This window comes from Shinella zoogloeoides (assembly GCF_022682305.1).
Classification (GTDB): domain Bacteria; phylum Pseudomonadota; class Alphaproteobacteria; order Rhizobiales; family Rhizobiaceae; genus Shinella; species Shinella zoogloeoides_B.
In genome coordinates, this window is record NZ_CP093528.1 from 2,785,783 (window position 1) to 2,801,820 (window position 16,038).

Here is a 16,038-nt window from a genome sequence, read left to right on the forward strand (position 1 = left end):
GAAGCTAAGAAATCGTGATGTCGTCAGTCTTGCGCACGATCGCGCTGCAGGAAGACGGCAATGATGATGATCGCGCCCTGGAACGCGCCGTTAAGGTAGGGGCTGATGAAGCCCGTTAGGTTCAGGATGTTGCTGATGAAGCCGAGGATCAGCACACCGACGATCGTGCCCCAGATGCGACCGAAGCCGCCGCTGAGCGCCGTGCCGCCGATGATGACGGCGGCAATCGCCTCCAGCTCCCACATGAGGCCGGTCGAGGGCGTGGCCGCGCCGAGCCGCGGGACGTAGATGACAGTGGCGACGGCGACGCAGAGACCCTGGATGACATAGGTGAGGATGCGCACCCGGCTGACGGGAATGGCCGAGTAAAAGGCGACATGCCGGTTCGAGCCGATGGCGGCGACATGCCGGCCGAAGCGCATGCGCCTCAAAGCAAGCTCGCCGATGACCGCGATGACCGCGAGCACGACGATCGGCACCGCAATGCCGAAGACCTGCCCGTAATAGATCGGGCGGGCCGCGTCGCGCAGCGAGAAGTCCAGCGAGATCGAGCCGCCGTCCGCAAGCCAGGTGATGACCGAGCGGAAGATACCCATGGCGCCGAGCGTGACGATGAAGGCCTCCACCCGGCCCCTGACAATCATGAAGCCGTTGATGAAGCCGGCGAAAGCACCGATGGCGAGCGAGAAGACGATGCCGGCGGCGACGAGCAGCCAGCCATCGCCGAGCGTGGCGGCGGCGGCGTTCATGAACATGATCGTCATGCCGGCGACGAGCGCCGAGAGCGAACCGACCGAAAGGTCAAGCCCGCCAGCGGTGATGACGAAGGTGGCCCCGACCGCGATGATGCCGATGATGGCGCTGCGCGTGAAGACGTTTGACAGGTTCTCCGCGCCAAGGAAGCTGTCGCTCATCGCCGTGCCGATCAGCATCAGCAGGATCAGCGCGAGGAGCGGACCGGCGGCCTCGAGAATGCGCATGAGGGAGCGGCCCGGCGACGAGGCTGCGCCGCCGGCGGTCGTTGCGGTGATGTCGGTCAATGGCTTGCCTCCTCCCTGGGGGTCTTCTCATCAAGGCCCATGGCAAATCGGATAATGTCGTTCTCGTTGATGTCTTCGCCCGAAAGCTCGCCGGCGATGCGCCCGCGGCGCATGACGAGCACCCGGTCGGAAAGGCCGACGATCTCCTGCATCTCCGAGGAGATGACGACGATGGCCTTGCCCTCGGCGGCGAGGCCCGCGATGATCTCGTAGATCTGCTGCTTTGCGCCGATATCGACGCCGCGCGTCGGTTCGTCGAAGACGACGAGGTCCGGCTCCACGCCTAGCGTCTTGGCGATGAGCACCTTCTGCTGGTTGCCGCCGCTGAGCGCACCGGCCGTGACATCCAGCCGGCCGGCGCGAATGTCGTAGCGCTTGACCGCCGCCTCCAGCGCATTCCGTTCGGCACGCCGGTCGATCCATGCAGCCCCGGCGATAGCGCCACGGGTGAGCGCGACGTTCTGGTCCAGCGACTTGCCGAGCAGCAGGCCCTTGCCCTTGCGGTCTTCCGTCAGGTAGGCGAGCTTCAGCGCCCACGCTTCGCGCGCCGCCGGCAGGCGCCGTTCCTTGCCGCGCAGCACGAAGGAGCGGCACCTCGCCTGACGCAGACCAAGCAGCGCTTCGAACAGTTCCGTGCGGCCCGAGCCGACGAGGCCGGAAATGCCAAGGACTTCCCCCTCGCGGATATCGAGCGAGGCATCCTCGACGGTATCGGGCGAGGAAAGGCCGACGACGCTGAGCAGCGCCTTGCGCGGCGCGGCACCCCGACGGGGCGGGTAGATCTCCGCCAGCGGCCGACCGACCATGGCCTCGGCCATCTCGTCCTCGGAAATGGCTTGGGCCTTTTCCACCCGCACGATCTGCCCGTCGCGCAGCACCGCGACGCGGTCGGCGATCGCCTTCACCTCGTCGAGACGATGCGATGTGAAGATCACCGACCCGCCGCTTTCGCGGAAGGCGCGGATACGGGTAAAGAGATTGCCGGCCTCGGCCGCCGAAAGGACAGCGGTCGGCTCGTCCATCAGAATGAGTTTCGGCTGGCGGGCGAAGGCTTTCGCAAGCTCGATCATCTGCCAGTCGGAAACCGGCAGGTCGCGAAGCCGCGCCCGTACCGGAGCCATCGAGCCGAGTTCGGCGAGAAGCGCGCGCGCCCTCGTCTCCATCGCCTTGCGATCGGTAAAAAGGCCGCGCGTCAACTCGCGTCCGAGGAAGACGTTCTCCGCTACCGTCAGGTGCGGCGCGAGGCAGAATTCCTGGTGCACCATGACGATACCCGCACGCTCGGCGTCGTGCAGCGTCGCCGGCGCAGAGGCGCCGTCCAGCAGCATCGCCCCGGCAGAGGGGGCGGCCAGACCTGCGGCGATGCGCATGAGGGTCGACTTGCCCGCGCCGTTCTCGCCGACAAGGGCGAGCACTTCGCCCGGTTCGACGACGAGATCGATGCCCTTCAGAACGGGCACGACGCCGTAGGATTTCTCGATCTGGCGGAAGGTCAGAAGCGCCATGGTCAGGCCCCGGCCGCCGAGAGGCGATGTGCAGTGATCTCTGAGCGGTTGACGACCAGCGCCGGGTCGAGCGTCCCTCTGAAATAGTCGACGATATTCGTCGCCGCCGAAATCGCCATGCGGCGCGCGCAGGCTTCCGTCAGCCCCGCATTGTGCGGCGAGAGCACGACGCGTTCGCACGCGAGCATCGGGTCGCCCGCCGCCGGCGGCTCAGCGTCGAACACGTCGAGGCCGGCGGCGGCAAGGCGGCCCTCGTTCAGGGCGGCAAGCAAGCCCGCCTCGTCGATGAGCCCGCCGCGCGCGGTGTTGATGAGAATGGCCGACCGCTTCATGACGGCTAGCTCCGCAGCACCGATCAGCGGTTCGGCGCCTGACTTCGGCACATGCAGCGAAACGACGTCGGCACGGCGCAGGCCGTCCACAAGATCGACGACCGGGGTGACACCCGCCGCCGCGATATCGGCGGCTTCCTGGAACCTGTCATAGGCGAGCACCGCCATGCCGAGCGCCGTCGCGATCTGCGCCAGCCGCCGGCCGATACGTCCGAAGCCGACGATGAGGAGCGTGCGCCCGTCAAGCTCGTCCGCGTCGAGGCTGTTGCGGTAGTTCCAGTCACCGGCGCGCATTTTCTGGTCGAAAAGTACGGTCCGTCGCGCGGCGGCCAGCATCAGCATGACCGCATGCTCCGCGACGGCGCGCGAGTTGACGTCGCCGACGACGGCGAGCGGGATGCCCCGGGCATTCAGCGCCGCGACATCGACGGAATCGTAGCCGACGCCGTGACGGGAGACGATGCCGAGCCGGGACGCCTTCTCGACGAAGGCGGCCGACAGCGGCTGGGTGCGGATAAGCAGCGCATCGGCGGCCGGCAGGAACGGCTCGTAGCTCGCCGCCGAGACCTCCTCGACATAGTCCACCGTCACCTCCGGCGCGGCGCGAAGGACGGCGAGGCCGTCGGCGTGGATCTTGCCTGCAACGAGAACTCTCGGCATTCAGTATCCTCCCGTGTCGATGGTGTTGACGGGAGCAATCTCCTGGACCAGTTCGCGGAACCGTTTCACGCTCGCCTCCGCTGCGCCGGCGAGCAGGCGCACGTCATTGGAGACGGTCACGAGGTCGAAGCCCCAGCCGGCCGCCTCGGCGGCATAGTCGGGCGTGCCGTTGTGCAGCGCCGCGCGCTTACCTGCCTTGTGGGCGGCGTGGAGAATGGTCTTGATGGCCTCGACCATCTCCGGCTCACGGCGGTCGAAGCCGGGCGCGTAGCGCTTGCCCTGAAGCCCGAGCGTCAGGTCGGCGGGACCGATATAGACACCGTCGAGGCCGGGGGTCGCGAGGATATCCTCAAGGTTCTCATAGGCCTGAGCCGTCTCGATCATGGCAAGGCAGATGATCTCGTCGTCGGCTTCCGCCGCATAGCCGGGGCCGGCGGAAAACAGCGCCCGGCTCGGGCCGAAGCTGCGCACGCCGGCGGGCGGATAGCGCACGTAGGAGACCAGCCGTTCAGCCTCGGCGCGCGTGTTGATCATCGGGCAGATGACACCGTAGGCGCCGGCATCCAGCGCCTTCATGATGTCGGCGGGGTCGAGCCAGGGCACACGCACCAGCGGCGTTACACCGCTCGCCCGCATCGCCTGGAGCATCGGCACCGCGCCGTCATAGCCGACGATACCGTGCTGCATGTCGATGGTGACGCTGTCGTAGCCCTGCGCGGCCATGATCTCCGCGCTGAAGGAGTTGGCGATGGAGAGCCAGCCGTTGAGCACCGGCCTGCCTTCCGCCCAGCGCTGCCTGACGCCGTTCCTGATCATGGATGCCTCCTTCAGACCGTCATCTGCGCGAGCTTGACGTTGGAATAGTCGAGGATGCCCTCGGCACCCCCTTCGCGGCCCATGCCGCTCGCCTTGATGCCGCCGAAGGGTGCCTCGGCCGCGGCCAGGGCGAAGCTGTTAACACCGACCATGCCGGCCTCCAGCCGTGCCGCCGCCTCGCGGGCGCGGCCGGCATCGCGGGTGAAGACATAGGCCGACAGTCCCATTTCCGAGGCATTGGCGCGCTCGAAGACCTCGTCTGCCTTCGAGAAGGGCGTGATGGCGGCAATGGGACCGAAATTCTCTTCGGCGATGGCCTTAGCGTCGTCCGGCAGGCCGGTGATGACGGTGGGTTCGAAGAAGAAGCCCGCATTCATCTCCGCCGGCCGGCGCCCGCCGGCAAGAATCTTCCCGCCGCGGTCACGCGCATCCGCGATGATCTCCTCGACGGCGGCGATGCGGCGCTCGTTGATGAGCGGCCCCATCTGCGTCGCTTCATCGAGACCGTGGCCGAGCTTCAGCGCGCGGGCACGCGCGGCAAAGCCCTCGGCGAAACGGTCATGCAGCGTTTCATGCACGTAGAAGCGATCCGGCGTGACACAGACCTGCCCGGCATTTGCGTATTTGGTCGGCACGGCGAGATCGAGCGCCCTGTCGAGATCGGCATCGTCGAAGACGATCATCGGCGCGTTGCCGCCAAGCTCCATGCTGACCCGCTTCACCGTCTCGGCGCTGTCGCGGATCATCTGCTGGCCCACACGGGTGGAGCCGGTCAGCGAGACCTTGCGCACCAGCGGCGACGCCATGATCGGCTTGTAGGTGCTGCCTGTCGGACCGATCAGGAGATTGGCGACACCTGCGGGCATGCCGGCTTCCCGCAGGCAATCGAACATGATCATCGCCACGCCCGGCACCTCAACGGAAGGACGCACGATGACGGAGCAGCCGGCGGCAAGCGCCGGAGCGACCTTGCGGGCGATCAATGCCGCCGGGAAGTTCCAGGCGGTGAAAGCCGCGACGACGCCGACCGGCTCGTGCGAAACCTCAAGCCGGCCACCCGGCGCACGGCTCTCGACGATGCGGCCGTAGATGCGGCGAGCCTCCTCGGCGTACCAGCGGAATTGATCGACGGCGAGACCCCATTCGCGGCCGGACTGGGCGAGCGGCTTGCCGGTCTCCAGCGTGATCTGGCGGGCGGCCTCGGCCGCGCGGGCAGCCATGACGTCGGCCGCCTTGTGCAGGAGGTCGGCACGCGTCCAGGCCGGCGTCGCCTTCCAGCTCCGGAATGCGCGGTCCGCGATGGCAATTGCGCGTTCCGTCTCTTCGGCCGTCGCGGCAGGCACCGTGCCGAGCACCGCACCGGTTGCGGGATCGGCAATCTCCGTAGAGGCTGCCTGCGCCGGCCCGGACCAGGCACCGTCAATGAACAAACCGTATGAGCCGTACATGTCATCTCCTCCATGCGGGAGCCGCCCGTAGGCGGCATCCGCATTTTTATTTCACGATCAGAGAAATAGCAATTATTATTGCATGTCAAGCGCATTCCGCAATATCGCTTGCGCGGCCTTGTCGGCTCAACAAGGCCGCGGCGGCAGCGTCAGGGGTATGCGCTGGCGGGTCGCCATTGCCGCCACCACCTGGTCGGCAAGGCAGGTGGCGACAAGCCCGTCCCAGGCGGTCGAGCCGTCCGCCGGAGGGGTGCCGGCGCGGATGCCGTCGACCCAGGCCTGATTCTGAATACGGTAAGCATCGCGGAAGCGCGGAATCCAGTTTTCCGGAAAACGCCCCTCCTGCGCCCCGTCACGGCGTATGCGGATCGGCGCGGGATGCGCCATGGCGATCGTGCCCTTCACGCAGACGGCTTCGGCGTGAACATGGTATCCGTAGGCAGCGTTCATGAAGACCTCCACGGAAACCAGGCTGCCGGCCTCCGTTTCGAAGACGAAGAGCACCGGATCGCCCGCGGGGGACGGAATGACGGTGACGGCGCTATATTCCGTCGACAGCAGCCATCGGCAGATATCGATTTCGTGCACCAGCGAATTCGTGACGGCCATCGCGCCGGTGAACCAGGCGGGCGCGGCCACGTTGCGGTGCTGGCAATGGAGGATGCGCACCCCGCCGAGCGCTTCGTCATCCATGATCGCCTTCATTTCGCGATAGGCGGGGTCGAAGCGGCGATTGAAACCGGTCTGCACCAGCCGGCGGCCGGCACGCGCCTCGGCCGCGACGATCTCCAGGCATTCGTCCGTGCTGACGGCAAGCGGCTTTTCGCAGAGCACCGGCTTGCCGGCGGCAATCGCCGCCAGCACCAGCCGCTGATGCGTGGCATCCGGCGAAGCCACGAGCACGGCCTCGACTGCGGGATCGGCGATGAGGGCCTCGGGATCGGCCATCGTTCGGCCGCCCTGCGCCGCCGCCTCCGCCCGCGCCAGATCGGCATCCGCGACGGCGGCAAGATGCGCGCCCGAGACCTCGCAGGCGATAAGGCGCGCATGTTCCGCGCCCATAACACCCGCCCCGATAACGCCGACACCGATACTCCTCATAGTGCCCTCCCCGTTCAGGCCACCGCCAGCCAGCGTTCGGCGCGGGCGGAATTCTGAATCGTCTCCACCAATGTCTGGATGCGCAGGCCGGCACGGAAATTGAACGGCTCGGGCCGAAGACCCGCTATCGCCTCCAGATAGCCGGCGACCTCGATGGCCTTCAGGTCGTTGAAGCCGAGCTGATGGCCGGGCGCCACGCAGAAGCGGCCGTAGGGCACATGGTCCGGTCCCGCCTCGATGCGGCGGAACCCCTGCCTGCCCTTCGCATCCGCCGTCGAATAGAAATGCAGTTCGTTGAAGCGCTCCTGCGAGAAGGCAAGCGCCCCCTTCGTGCCGTAGACCTCGAAATCGTGCTGCATCTTGCGGCCGGTGGCGATCCAGTTACCCTCGACGGAGCCACTCGCACCGTTCGCAAAGCGCAGGAACGCACGACCGACATCGTCGATCTCGACCGCGCGCGCGCCGCCCCTGCCATCGGGCCGCTGCGAGATCATCGTCACGCAATCGCCCATGACCCTGGTGATGGGGCCAAGGAGATACTCTGCGGTCGCCAGCGCATGGCTGCCGATATCGGCCAGCGCGCCGCCACCTGCCGGATCGTGCCGGAAAGTGAAGGGTGCACTGGCGTCGGCCATGTAGTCCTCGGCATGGAGGCCGCGATAGCCGCGGATCTCGCCAAGCTCGCCGCCGGCGATCATCTCCTTCGCAAGGGCAAGCATGGGATTGCAGAGATAATTGAAGCCGACCTGTGTCTTGAGGCCCGCTTTCTCCGCCGCCTCCGCCATCTCACGCGCATCGGCGGACAGCGGGGCGAGCGGCTTTTCACAATAGACGTGCTTGCCCGCGGAGATGGCGGCAAGCGCCATCTCCTTGTGCAGCGCGTTCGGCGCGGTGATGTCGATCAGGTCGATGCCGGGGTCGGCGACAAGACTGCGCCAGTCATCCGTGGCGCGCCGGAAGCCGAGCGCGGCGCGGGCAGCCTCGGCCTGCGCCATCGTTACGTCGGCAATGGCGGTCAGTTCCACCTCATAGGGCAGATCGAACACCCGCATGGCGGCGGCAAAACCGAACACATGCGTCTTACCCATGAAACCCGACCCGATGAGGCCAAGGCGGAGCGTCTTCTTCATTCTGCTGATCCTCGGATATGCGGCCTCCTCCAGGCGCGAATGCAATTATCTTTGCATAAATATTGAATTGTCAATATTTGTTTTGCATGATCGCCCAGCCAGGCCGGCAGGCGGCCGGCATTCCCGTTTTCCGCAAGCCCGGAGCTAGAACATGAAGGCCAGACTTGGCATTGCCCCCATTGCATGGTGGAACGACGACCTGCCGGAAATCAGCAGCGACATCTCGCTGGAAGGCTGCCTTGCCGAAGCTGCGGAAGCCGGCTTCACCGGCATGGAGACAGGCCGGCGCTTTCCGATGGACGCGGCGGTGCTGCGTCCCATCCTCGACAGATACGGCATCCAGGTCTGCGGCGGCTGGTTCTCCGGTCTCCTGCTCGATGGCGACATCGAGGCGGAGAAGGACCGGATCGCCGGGCAGATGGCGCTGTTCAAGGCTGTCGGCGCACCCTGCATCGTCTATGGCGAGACAGCCGGCACCATCCAGGGCGACCGCACCGCGCCCCTCTCCACCAAGCGCCGTCTCTCCGAGGGCGAGATCCGATCCTATGGCCACAAGTTGACCGCCTTCGCCGAATGGTGCGCCGACCAGGGCATGCCGATCTCCTACCATCACCACATGGCCGCACCCATCGAGACCGAGGACGAACTCGATCTCCTGATGAAGCATTCCGGCGAGAGCCTGCCGCTGCTCTTCGACGCCGGCCACATGGCCTTCGCGGGCGGCGACGTGCTGCGCGTCATCGACAGGCACCACAGGCGCATCAGCCATGTCCACACCAAGGATGTCCGCCTGCCCGTCATCGCGGCGCTCGACCGCACGCGGGACAGCTTCCTCGACGCGGTGATCAAGGGCGCCTTCACTGTTCCCGGCGACGGCGACCTCGACTTCGAGGCCATCGTCAAGCGTCTTGCCTCCCATGGCTACGAAGGCTGGTTCGTCGTCGAGGCGGAACAGGACCCCACCCACAACCCGCCACTCGATATGGCGAAGATCGGCCATCGGGAACTTCTGCGCGTCATGGCGGCCGCCGGCTACGAGGTGATCCGCTGAGGAGAGCCGCAAACTTCAAGTCTTCGGGAAGGCGTGCACGACAGACCGTCCGGCACGCCTTTCCTCGTTTCAGATCGTGCCGCCGAGCGAGCTTTCCAGCAGAGCAAGCTCCTGCCCGCCCGCCATCATGTCCTGCAACGCGGCGGCGTCCACCGTGCCGCGCTCCGCCGTCCCCAGCGTCTGGCCTCGGTTGAGCACCGTAAAGCGATCGCCGACGGCGAGTGCATGGCGAACGTTATGCGTGATGAAGACGACGCCGATGCCCTGCTTGCGCACGCGATCGATCGTGCTCAGCACGTTCGCCGTCTGGCGAACGCCGAGCGCCGAAGTCGGCTCGTCGAGGATCAGCACCTTCGCGCCGAAATAGACCGCCCGCGCGATGGCGACGGTCTGCCGCTCGCCGCCCGAAAGCGTGCCGACGGCCTGGTCCGGCCCGCGTAGGTTGATGCCCATCTTGCGCATCTCCGCCACGGTGATCTCGTCGGCCCTTGCCGTATCGAAGGTTTTGAACGGCCAGATGCCCCGCTCCGGCTCGCGCCCCATCCAGAAATTGCGGCTGACGCTCATCAGCGGGATCATGGCAAGGTCCTGGTAGACCGTGGCGATACCCGCGGCCATCGCGTCGCGCGGGCTTTGGAAGAGTGTCGGCGTACCCTCCACCAGCACTTCGCCATCGCTCGGCCTGTAGACGCCGGACATGATCTTGATGAAGGTCGACTTGCCCGCCCCGTTGTCGCCGAGCAGGCAGTGGCATTCGCCCGGCCGGATGTCGAAGGAGACGCCGGCCAGCGCGATGACATGGCCGAAGTGCTTCTGGATGTTCCTCATCTCCACGATGGCGGTCATCAGCGTTCTCCCGTGATGATGCGGCGGATATAGGTGTTCATGATCACCGCCGTGAGCAGGATGACGCCAAGGAAGACGCGGAACAGCGAGCTTTCGGCATTGGCGAAGAACAGACCCTGCTGCACCACGCCGAAGATGATGGCGCCAAGCGCGGCGCCGATGACGGAACCGTAGCCGCCCGTCAGCAGCGCGCCGCCGATGACCACGCAGATAATCGCCTCGAACTCCTTGAGAAGGCCGCGGTCGGCCGCCGCCGAACCGAACTCCATCACCTGGCAGGTGGCGAAGACACAGGCGCAGAAGGCCGAGAACATGAACATCAGGATTTTCACCCGGTTGACCGGCACGCCGACATAGCGCGCGGCGAGCGGGTCGCCGCCCGAGGCAAATATCCAGTTGCCGAACTTGGTGCGCGTCAGAAGCCAATGGCCGAAGACGACGAGCACGATGGCCCAGACGACGAGCATGGGAACGCCATCGATGACGGGCTGGCCCGCGCGGTTGCCGCGGGTGAACGTGGCGATCCATCCCATCTCCCCCATCCAGGCGAAGAAGCCGGTCAGGATCTTGCCGCCGAAGAACGGCGCCAGCCAGTCGCCGGCCGCCTTCTCGCCCACGCCGCCGATGATCGTCTGGCCCGTGAAATAGACCGAGCCCCAGATCGTGAGACCGCGCAGGATATAGAGGAAGGCGAGCGTGACGATGAAGGACGGCAGGCCGGTACGGATGACGAGCCAGCCGTTCACCGCGCCGATGAAGACGCAGAAGAGGAAGGTCACGATGATGGAAAGCCAAAGCGGCACGCCGAGATGGACGGCAAGGATAGCCATCATCAGCCCGGAGAATCCGATCATCGAGCCTGTGGAAAGGTCGAACTCGCCCGCGATCATCAGAAGGCAGGCGCCGACCGCAATGACCATGAACTGCGCCGAGACCACGGTCCAGTTCATCACGCCCTCGGCGGCGAACATGCCGCTGTCGCCGGCGACGATGGCAAACAGCAGGAAGACCAGGATGGTGCCGCAGATACCGCCGAGTTCGGGCCGGATCAGCGCGCGCTTGAGCGGCGAGACGGGTTTGATGCGCTCGTCCTTCGACGCGCCATTGATGACGTCCGTCATGAATGCATTCTCCTCCCTCGAAAATCGTTCGGGGCGCGCCGTCGGCCGCGCACCCCGACGGACCGTCAGGTCAGCGGTACTGGCCTGCCAGCGACTCGACGAGCGCGATGTTGTCCTTGGTCACGAAGCCCGGACCCGTGAAGATCGAGTTGGCCGGGGCGACGCCGTAGCGGACGTAGCTCGTCAGAACCTGGATCGGGATCGAGCCTTGGAGGAAAGGCTGCTGATCGATGGCAAAGTTGATCGTGCCGTCCTTGATGGCGGCGGAGATCTCGGCCGAGAGGTCGAAGGTGCCGAAGTAGATATCGCCGTCCAACCCCATTTCCTTGACCGCGCGGATCGAGGGTTCCGCCGAATTCGGGCCGAGCGTCAGGATCGCGCCGGTGTCCTTGTTCGCCGTGAGGTAAGCCTTGACCTTGTTCTGGATTTCCGACGGGTCGATACCGGAGTCGATCATCTGGTTGCCGAGCTCGACACCGATACCCTCGGCAAAGCCGCGGCAGCGTTCGACGGAAGCGGGGTTCGTGATGTAGTGGTTCACGCACACGAAGCTCTTGACGCCGGCCTCCTTCGCGCGCTTTCCAGCACCAAGTCCCGCCTCGTATTCCGGCTGGCCGACATGCATCAGCGCACCGAGCTTCTGGCTCTCCTCCACCGTCCCCGAATTGACGGTGACAACCGGAATCCCCTTGGCGACGGCGTCCTTGATCGGACCTTCGAGCACGTTGTAGTCGGCGATGGTGACGATGATGCCGTCGACGCCTGCCGCCGAGCTCTGCTGGACGATGCGCGCCATGTCGGCAAGGTCGCCGGTCGGCGGATTGCGATATTCGGTCTCGACATCCATCTGCTCGTTCGTGACCTTGATGGCGTTCTTGATGACATTGAACCAGCTATCGCTGTCCGGCCCATGGCTGATCCACACGAACTTCTCACCATCGGCATGTGCCGCGCCGGCAAGCGCGGTCGTGGCCAGAAGCGCGCCGAGCGCCAGGGACTGCAGAATTTTCTTCATGTAAGACTTCCTCCCGAAGTTGGCTTCCTGTTCGTGCCCGCCCGAAGCCTTTGCGGGTGACTTCCTGCCCTCAGGCCGCGCGCTTTGCGCCCTGTGCCGAAAGAGCCGCATCGAGGCGGGCCTGGTCCCAGCCTTCGGCAACAGCCCTGGTCAGCACGTCCTGCTGGCTCTCCGGGGCAAGGCCGCCAAGCGGCGGATCCGTGTCGAGATTGGTCGGGAACGGATACCCGTCCGCCGTTGCGGCGATGACCGCCCGCCGTCCAGCCGGAGAGAGCGCCGCAAGATGCGGATACACCGCGCGCGCCATGGCGGTGCGGTCGAGGGTTTCCATGTGGCGGGCGAAGGCGGAAGCCGTCTGGATGAGGTTCACCATACGCACCACATCCGCCGTGCGGTTCTCCCCCGCGGCATGAAACAGGGCCGGGCTGAAGAAGATGGCATCGCCCTTTTCCAGCGGAAGCTGGACATAATGCTCCTCGAAATAGTCGCGGAATTCCGGGCGTGTGGCGGCAATGTAGCCAGGCAGATAGCGCTGCGAGTGCGGCAGGAGCTTCGTCGTGCCGCTCTCGACGGGCATGTCGCAATGGGCAACGCCTCCTTGCAGGATCAGCGTGGGGCCGGTCGCGTGGATATGCGTCGGATACTCCGCCATCTGCTCGGGCTTCATGAAGCCTAGATGGTAGTCGCGATGCGGGGCCTGCGCCTTGCCGCCGGGACGCACCTGGTTGACTTGCGTCGCGATCTGGTAGCCCGGGCCAAGCCAGGCGCGGCAGGCGATATCGATGACCGGGTTTGCCATGTACCGGGCATAGACGGCCGGGTCGCGAAGGCACAGCTTCTGCAAGCTGTTCCAGATGCGGTCGTTGGCGCCAGCCTTCGCGAAATGATCGCCTGCGGCCGTACCGGCGGCACGCTCGTCGGCGATGATCTGCCGGAATACCGCGCTTGCTGCGTCTATAGCGCCGGGATCGGTGAAGGCGCGCTTGACAACGAACACACCCGGCCCCGAGCCGATGACCGAGGCCCATTCCGGGCCGATACCGTCAACCACGCTTGCGCCATCGTAGATGGGGATGTTCTTCTCGATGGCGATCGCGGTCGGGCACATCGCCTTCGTCGTCTCGGTCTCAACCTCACGCCGGAACTGCGCCAGGTCGATCACCGTTGCAATATCATTCATCGAAATCCTCCTGTTCGATGTCCGAAAACCCATTTGAAGGCAGCAGGTACCGTTCTCGCACACCCCCTCCAGAGGCAAAGCGAGCGGCAAATTCAGGCATGACTTGCAACCAACAACAGGCCGCAATATTAATTGTGGATTTTTCTCAATGTCAATACAAAGTGCAGAAAGGAGTAACCGACCTTGGACGCTCCCTGGATCCGGCTCATGTCGATCATTGGACTTATCGTTACGTGAGACGTTGAAGGGATCAAAGCCGCCACCCCTGTCGGAGAATGCCCATTCATCCGGGTTTCGTAGCCGCCCGGAATTGGGGAAAGGTCGCTTGGAGGCCGCAGCGGAACGGCACCAGAAAGGCGTGCTGCAGGCAAGCGTTCGGCGCTTGCCATATCCGGAACGTTTCACCGAGCCTGGGAAACGATGTTGTACGCTCCCGACGGGACAAAGCGATACTCACGACCGGAAGGCAATCGCTGCCGCAATCTGGCGGCGCAGCAGTTAACGGGCGCCGACCTCGTGCTCGCCTCCGGCGGGAAGATCTTCCAGATGCAGAACGGCCGCATCTGCTGCTTCGTCGACGTGCGCAACGACCTCATCGACGTGATAAGAAGCTCTTGAGCCAGAAGGACAAGTTCGACCACATCATCGTCGAGACCTCCGGCCTTGCCGACCCGACACCATGCATATCGACCAGCACCTCTACGACCCGGTGCTCGATGGCAGCGACAACCGGTTCTTCGTCCTCCAGGCGGTGCACAAGCTGGTCGATTTCCGGCCGGGCCACACCTGGGGCGAGGATATGCCGAAGTTGAAATTCGTATTCATCGGCCGCAACCTCGACCGTGACGGCATCGACAGAAGCTTGCCCGCGGGCGGACTTTCCCTTCATATATTGTCATTAATAAAATCCCGCCTGAAACGCAGGATATTCACATGTTTACCGTCGCTCATTGATATGCTTTTGCCAAACTGGCAATAAGGGGAATGGAATCTGAAGTTCTTCTGCGTGGGTGAAGTGAATGACAAATTGGCGACTGGATCAGACGGATATTCAAATCCTGGACCAACTGCAAAAGAACGCGCGCATATCCAACAACGAGTTGGCCAAGGCCGCCGGCCTGTCTCCCTCTCCATGCTCGCGCCGCGTGCAGGAGCTGGAAGCCTCCGGGGTCATCAAGAGCTTCAACGCGCTGCTCGATCCTCGCGCGCTGAACCTTAAGGTGAATGTCTTCATCACCGTCAAGATGGAGCGTCAGCTCGACGACAAGCTGTTCGAGCAGAAGATCGTAGAGTTCCCCGAAGTCATGGATTGCTACTACCTGTCCGGATCGGCCGACTACATTCTGCGCGTCATCCTGAGCGATCTGGAGGAATATAATGTCTTCCTTTCGGAGAAGATCGGCAAGATTCCCGGTGTTCGGAACATCACGTCCAGCTTCGCCTTGAAGCAGGTCGTTCACCGTACCTCTCTGCCCCTTCCGCAGCAGCCCCCCGAAACGTGACTCCAGCAGTCACCAAGGAGATATTTGCTCGTTTCTGATAAAAATTGGCACAACCATCCATTTAAAATTGCTTTATTGAACATTATCGGCGCAATCTAAGCACAGAACGTGATTCTAGCGCAAGGATTCGCCATGCCCCGCTCCATCCAGACCGTCTCGCTCCCGGTCGTCGTCCAGGGCACGGAGCGCAGCCTGCAGGTCTTTCGCTATGGCGAAGCTGGCGCTCGCCCGAAGATCTACATCCAGGGCGCGCTACACGCAGGCGAAATGCCAGGCCCGCTGGTGATCCATCACCTGACGCGCCTGCTGGACGAGATGGACGCCGCCGGGCGCATCCGCGGCGAAATAGTCCTCGTCCCCTTCGCCAATCCCATCGGCTTTGCCCAGGATCTTTCCGGCACCCATTACGGCCGTTTCGACCAGGCCAGCCGGGAGAACTACAATCGCGGCTTCCCCTGGATCGGCGCCGAGGTCGCGGCGCTGATCGGCGATCGGTTGACCACAGATGCGACGGCCAATGTCCCGCTCGTGCGGGCGGCGGCGCATAAGGTGCTGGAGCACATCCCTGCACGCACCGAGTTCGACCATCTTCGCCTTGCGCTGATGCGGATGGCCATCGACGCCGACTACTGCTTCGATCTGCACTGCGCAGGCGAAGCGCCCCTTTACATCTATTGCGACGACGATCCCGGCGAGGAACGCATAGCGGAATTTGCTGCGCAGCTCGGCAGCGAGGCCACCTTCATTCATGCCTATATGGAGGACGGCCGCCCGTTCAGCTCCGCAGTCGGTCAACTGTGGCTCCAGGTCGCACGCGCGCTCGACGATAGCGGCAAACCGGTCCGCCAGCCGGGCTTGAGCGGCACGGTGGAACTGCGCGGATCGCGCGACGTGGACGACGCCGTCAGCGCCGCCGACGCCCTGAACCTTCTCCGCTACATGATGCGCCGCGGGATCGTCACGGGCGATCCAGGCCCCTTGCCCGAGGCCAAATCGGCGCCCATGCCGATCACGGCCTGCGATCACGGCTATGCGCCGTGCACGGGGATCATCGTTTACAGCGTTCCCGTCGGCGCACGGCTGAGGCAGGGACAGGAAGTATGCTGCATCGTGGATCCGGGGATCGCCGATTTCGAGGCAGCCCGTTTTCCCGTCCTGGCCGGTTGCGACGGCGTCCTGTTCGATCGGGCGGGCGACCGTCTGGCACGTGCCGGCGAACAGATCTTCCGCATAGCCGCCGAAGAGCCGCTAGCACACCGTATCGGCAAGACCGCACTGGACGATTGAAGTC

Annotated in this window: 14 protein-coding genes and 1 pseudogene; 4 read left to right on the top strand and 11 right to left on the bottom strand. The window is 64.7% G+C overall.

Annotation, left to right across the window (positions count from 1 at the left end):
• Window positions 1–23: 23 nt before the first annotated feature.
• The 7 genes from MOE34_RS13880 to MOE34_RS13910 all read right to left on the bottom strand — a co-directional run bounded on the left by MOE34_RS13880 (window position 24) and on the right by MOE34_RS13910 (window position 8,032).
• Window positions 24–1,040, bottom strand: coding sequence for an ABC transporter permease (locus MOE34_RS13880; protein WP_347342740.1), 1,017 nt, complete (start codon window positions 1,038–1,040; stop codon window positions 24–26).
• Window positions 1,037–2,545: a sugar ABC transporter ATP-binding protein gene (locus tag MOE34_RS13885; RefSeq protein WP_242217772.1), complete on the bottom strand. Its 1,509-nt coding sequence runs from the start codon at window positions 2,543–2,545 to the stop codon at window positions 1,037–1,039. The genes MOE34_RS13880 and MOE34_RS13885 overlap by 4 nt, the downstream gene beginning before the upstream one ends.
• 2 nt (window positions 2,546–2,547) lie before the next feature.
• Entirely contained in the window at window positions 2,548–3,537 is a 990-nt protein-coding gene (locus MOE34_RS13890) for a hydroxyacid dehydrogenase (protein ID WP_242217773.1), read from the bottom strand.
• Entirely contained in the window at window positions 3,538–4,353 is an 816-nt protein-coding gene (locus MOE34_RS13895; protein ID WP_242217774.1) for an HpcH/HpaI aldolase family protein, read from the bottom strand.
• Between the two features lie 11 nt (window positions 4,354–4,364).
• Complete coding sequence (locus tag MOE34_RS13900; RefSeq protein ID WP_242217776.1) at window positions 4,365–5,801, bottom strand: NAD-dependent succinate-semialdehyde dehydrogenase; 1,437 nt, start codon at window positions 5,799–5,801, stop codon at window positions 4,365–4,367.
• Between the two features lie 126 nt (window positions 5,802–5,927).
• The gene (locus tag MOE34_RS13905; protein WP_242217777.1) at window positions 5,928–6,902 is read right to left on the bottom strand and encodes a Gfo/Idh/MocA family oxidoreductase; all 975 of its coding nucleotides are present in this window, start codon (window positions 6,900–6,902) and stop codon (window positions 5,928–5,930) included.
• A gap of 14 nt (window positions 6,903–6,916) precedes the next feature.
• Window positions 6,917–8,032, bottom strand: coding sequence for a Gfo/Idh/MocA family protein (locus tag MOE34_RS13910; protein ID WP_242217778.1), 1,116 nt, complete (start codon window positions 8,030–8,032; stop codon window positions 6,917–6,919).
• 151 nt (window positions 8,033–8,183) lie between these two features.
• Here MOE34_RS13910 and iolE point away from each other — a divergent pair, with 151 nt between their 5' ends.
• Entirely contained in the window at window positions 8,184–9,083 is a 900-nt protein-coding gene (gene iolE, locus MOE34_RS13915; protein WP_242217779.1) for a myo-inosose-2 dehydratase, read from the top strand.
• 69 nt (window positions 9,084–9,152) lie between these two features.
• On the opposite strand, the gene MOE34_RS13920 is transcribed toward iolE, so the two are convergent.
• The 4 genes from MOE34_RS13920 to MOE34_RS13935 form a co-directional block, all read right to left on the bottom strand.
• Window positions 9,153–9,929 carry an ATP-binding cassette domain-containing protein gene (locus tag MOE34_RS13920; protein WP_431522381.1) on the bottom strand — a complete coding sequence of 259 codons (777 nt, stop codon included), beginning with the start codon at window positions 9,927–9,929 and terminating at the stop codon, window positions 9,153–9,155.
• Window positions 9,929–11,050, bottom strand: coding sequence for an ABC transporter permease (locus tag MOE34_RS13925; protein WP_242217780.1), 1,122 nt, complete (start codon window positions 11,048–11,050; stop codon window positions 9,929–9,931). Before MOE34_RS13925 ends, MOE34_RS13920 begins: the two co-directional genes overlap by 1 nt.
• Before the next feature lie 70 nt (window positions 11,051–11,120).
• Window positions 11,121–12,065, bottom strand: coding sequence for a sugar ABC transporter substrate-binding protein (locus MOE34_RS13930; RefSeq protein WP_242217782.1), 945 nt, complete (start codon window positions 12,063–12,065; stop codon window positions 11,121–11,123).
• Between the two features lie 70 nt (window positions 12,066–12,135).
• Window positions 12,136–13,245: a phytanoyl-CoA dioxygenase family protein gene (locus MOE34_RS13935; RefSeq protein ID WP_242217784.1), complete on the bottom strand. Its 1,110-nt coding sequence runs from the start codon at window positions 13,243–13,245 to the stop codon at window positions 12,136–12,138.
• 507 nt (window positions 13,246–13,752) lie between these two features.
• Here MOE34_RS13935 and MOE34_RS25490 point away from each other — a divergent pair.
• From MOE34_RS25490 to MOE34_RS13960, 3 genes and pseudogenes are all read left to right on the top strand, one after another.
• Window positions 13,753–14,110: pseudogene (locus MOE34_RS25490) on the top strand (GTP-binding protein); the annotation flags it as partial.
• A gap of 154 nt (window positions 14,111–14,264) precedes the next feature.
• Window positions 14,265–14,747 carry an Lrp/AsnC family transcriptional regulator gene (locus MOE34_RS13955; protein ID WP_242217790.1) on the top strand — a complete coding sequence of 161 codons (483 nt, stop codon included), beginning with the start codon at window positions 14,265–14,267 and terminating at the stop codon, window positions 14,745–14,747.
• A 132-nt stretch (window positions 14,748–14,879) separates the two neighbouring features.
• Window positions 14,880–16,034 carry a succinylglutamate desuccinylase/aspartoacylase family protein gene (locus MOE34_RS13960; protein WP_242217791.1) on the top strand — a complete coding sequence of 385 codons (1,155 nt, stop codon included), beginning with the start codon at window positions 14,880–14,882 and terminating at the stop codon, window positions 16,032–16,034.
• Window positions 16,035–16,038 lie beyond the last annotated feature (4 nt).

What these genes read in the sequence shown, in the direction of transcription:
- MOE34_RS13885 (WP_242217772.1), bottom strand. Translation starts at nt 2,545, where the DNA reads ATGGCGCTTCTGACCTTCCGCCAGATCGAGAAATCCTACGGCGTCGTG.
- MOE34_RS13890 (WP_242217773.1), bottom strand. Translation starts at nt 3,537, where the DNA reads ATGCCGAGAGTTCTCGTTGCAGGCAAGATCCACGCCGACGGCCTCGCC.
- MOE34_RS13895 (WP_242217774.1), bottom strand. Translation starts at nt 4,353, where the DNA reads ATGATCAGGAACGGCGTCAGGCAGCGCTGGGCGGAAGGCAGGCCGGTG.
- MOE34_RS13900 (WP_242217776.1), bottom strand. Translation starts at nt 5,801, where the DNA reads ATGTACGGCTCATACGGTTTGTTCATTGACGGTGCCTGGTCCGGGCCG.
- MOE34_RS13905 (WP_242217777.1), bottom strand. Translation starts at nt 6,902, where the DNA reads ATGAGGAGTATCGGTGTCGGCGTTATCGGGGCGGGTGTTATGGGCGCG.
- MOE34_RS13910 (WP_242217778.1), bottom strand. Translation starts at nt 8,032, where the DNA reads ATGAAGAAGACGCTCCGCCTTGGCCTCATCGGGTCGGGTTTCATGGGT.
- iolE (WP_242217779.1), top strand. Translation starts at nt 8,184, where the DNA reads ATGAAGGCCAGACTTGGCATTGCCCCCATTGCATGGTGGAACGACGAC.
- MOE34_RS13920 (WP_431522381.1), bottom strand. Translation starts at nt 9,929, where the DNA reads ATGACCGCCATCGTGGAGATGAGGAACATCCAGAAGCACTTCGGCCAT.
- MOE34_RS13925 (WP_242217780.1), bottom strand. Translation starts at nt 11,050, where the DNA reads ATGACGGACGTCATCAATGGCGCGTCGAAGGACGAGCGCATCAAACCC.
- MOE34_RS13930 (WP_242217782.1), bottom strand. Translation starts at nt 12,065, where the DNA reads ATGAAGAAAATTCTGCAGTCCCTGGCGCTCGGCGCGCTTCTGGCCACG.
- MOE34_RS13935 (WP_242217784.1), bottom strand. Translation starts at nt 13,245, where the DNA reads ATGAATGATATTGCAACGGTGATCGACCTGGCGCAGTTCCGGCGTGAG.
- MOE34_RS13955 (WP_242217790.1), top strand. Translation starts at nt 14,265, where the DNA reads ATGACAAATTGGCGACTGGATCAGACGGATATTCAAATCCTGGACCAA.
- MOE34_RS13960 (WP_242217791.1), top strand. Translation starts at nt 14,880, where the DNA reads ATGCCCCGCTCCATCCAGACCGTCTCGCTCCCGGTCGTCGTCCAGGGC.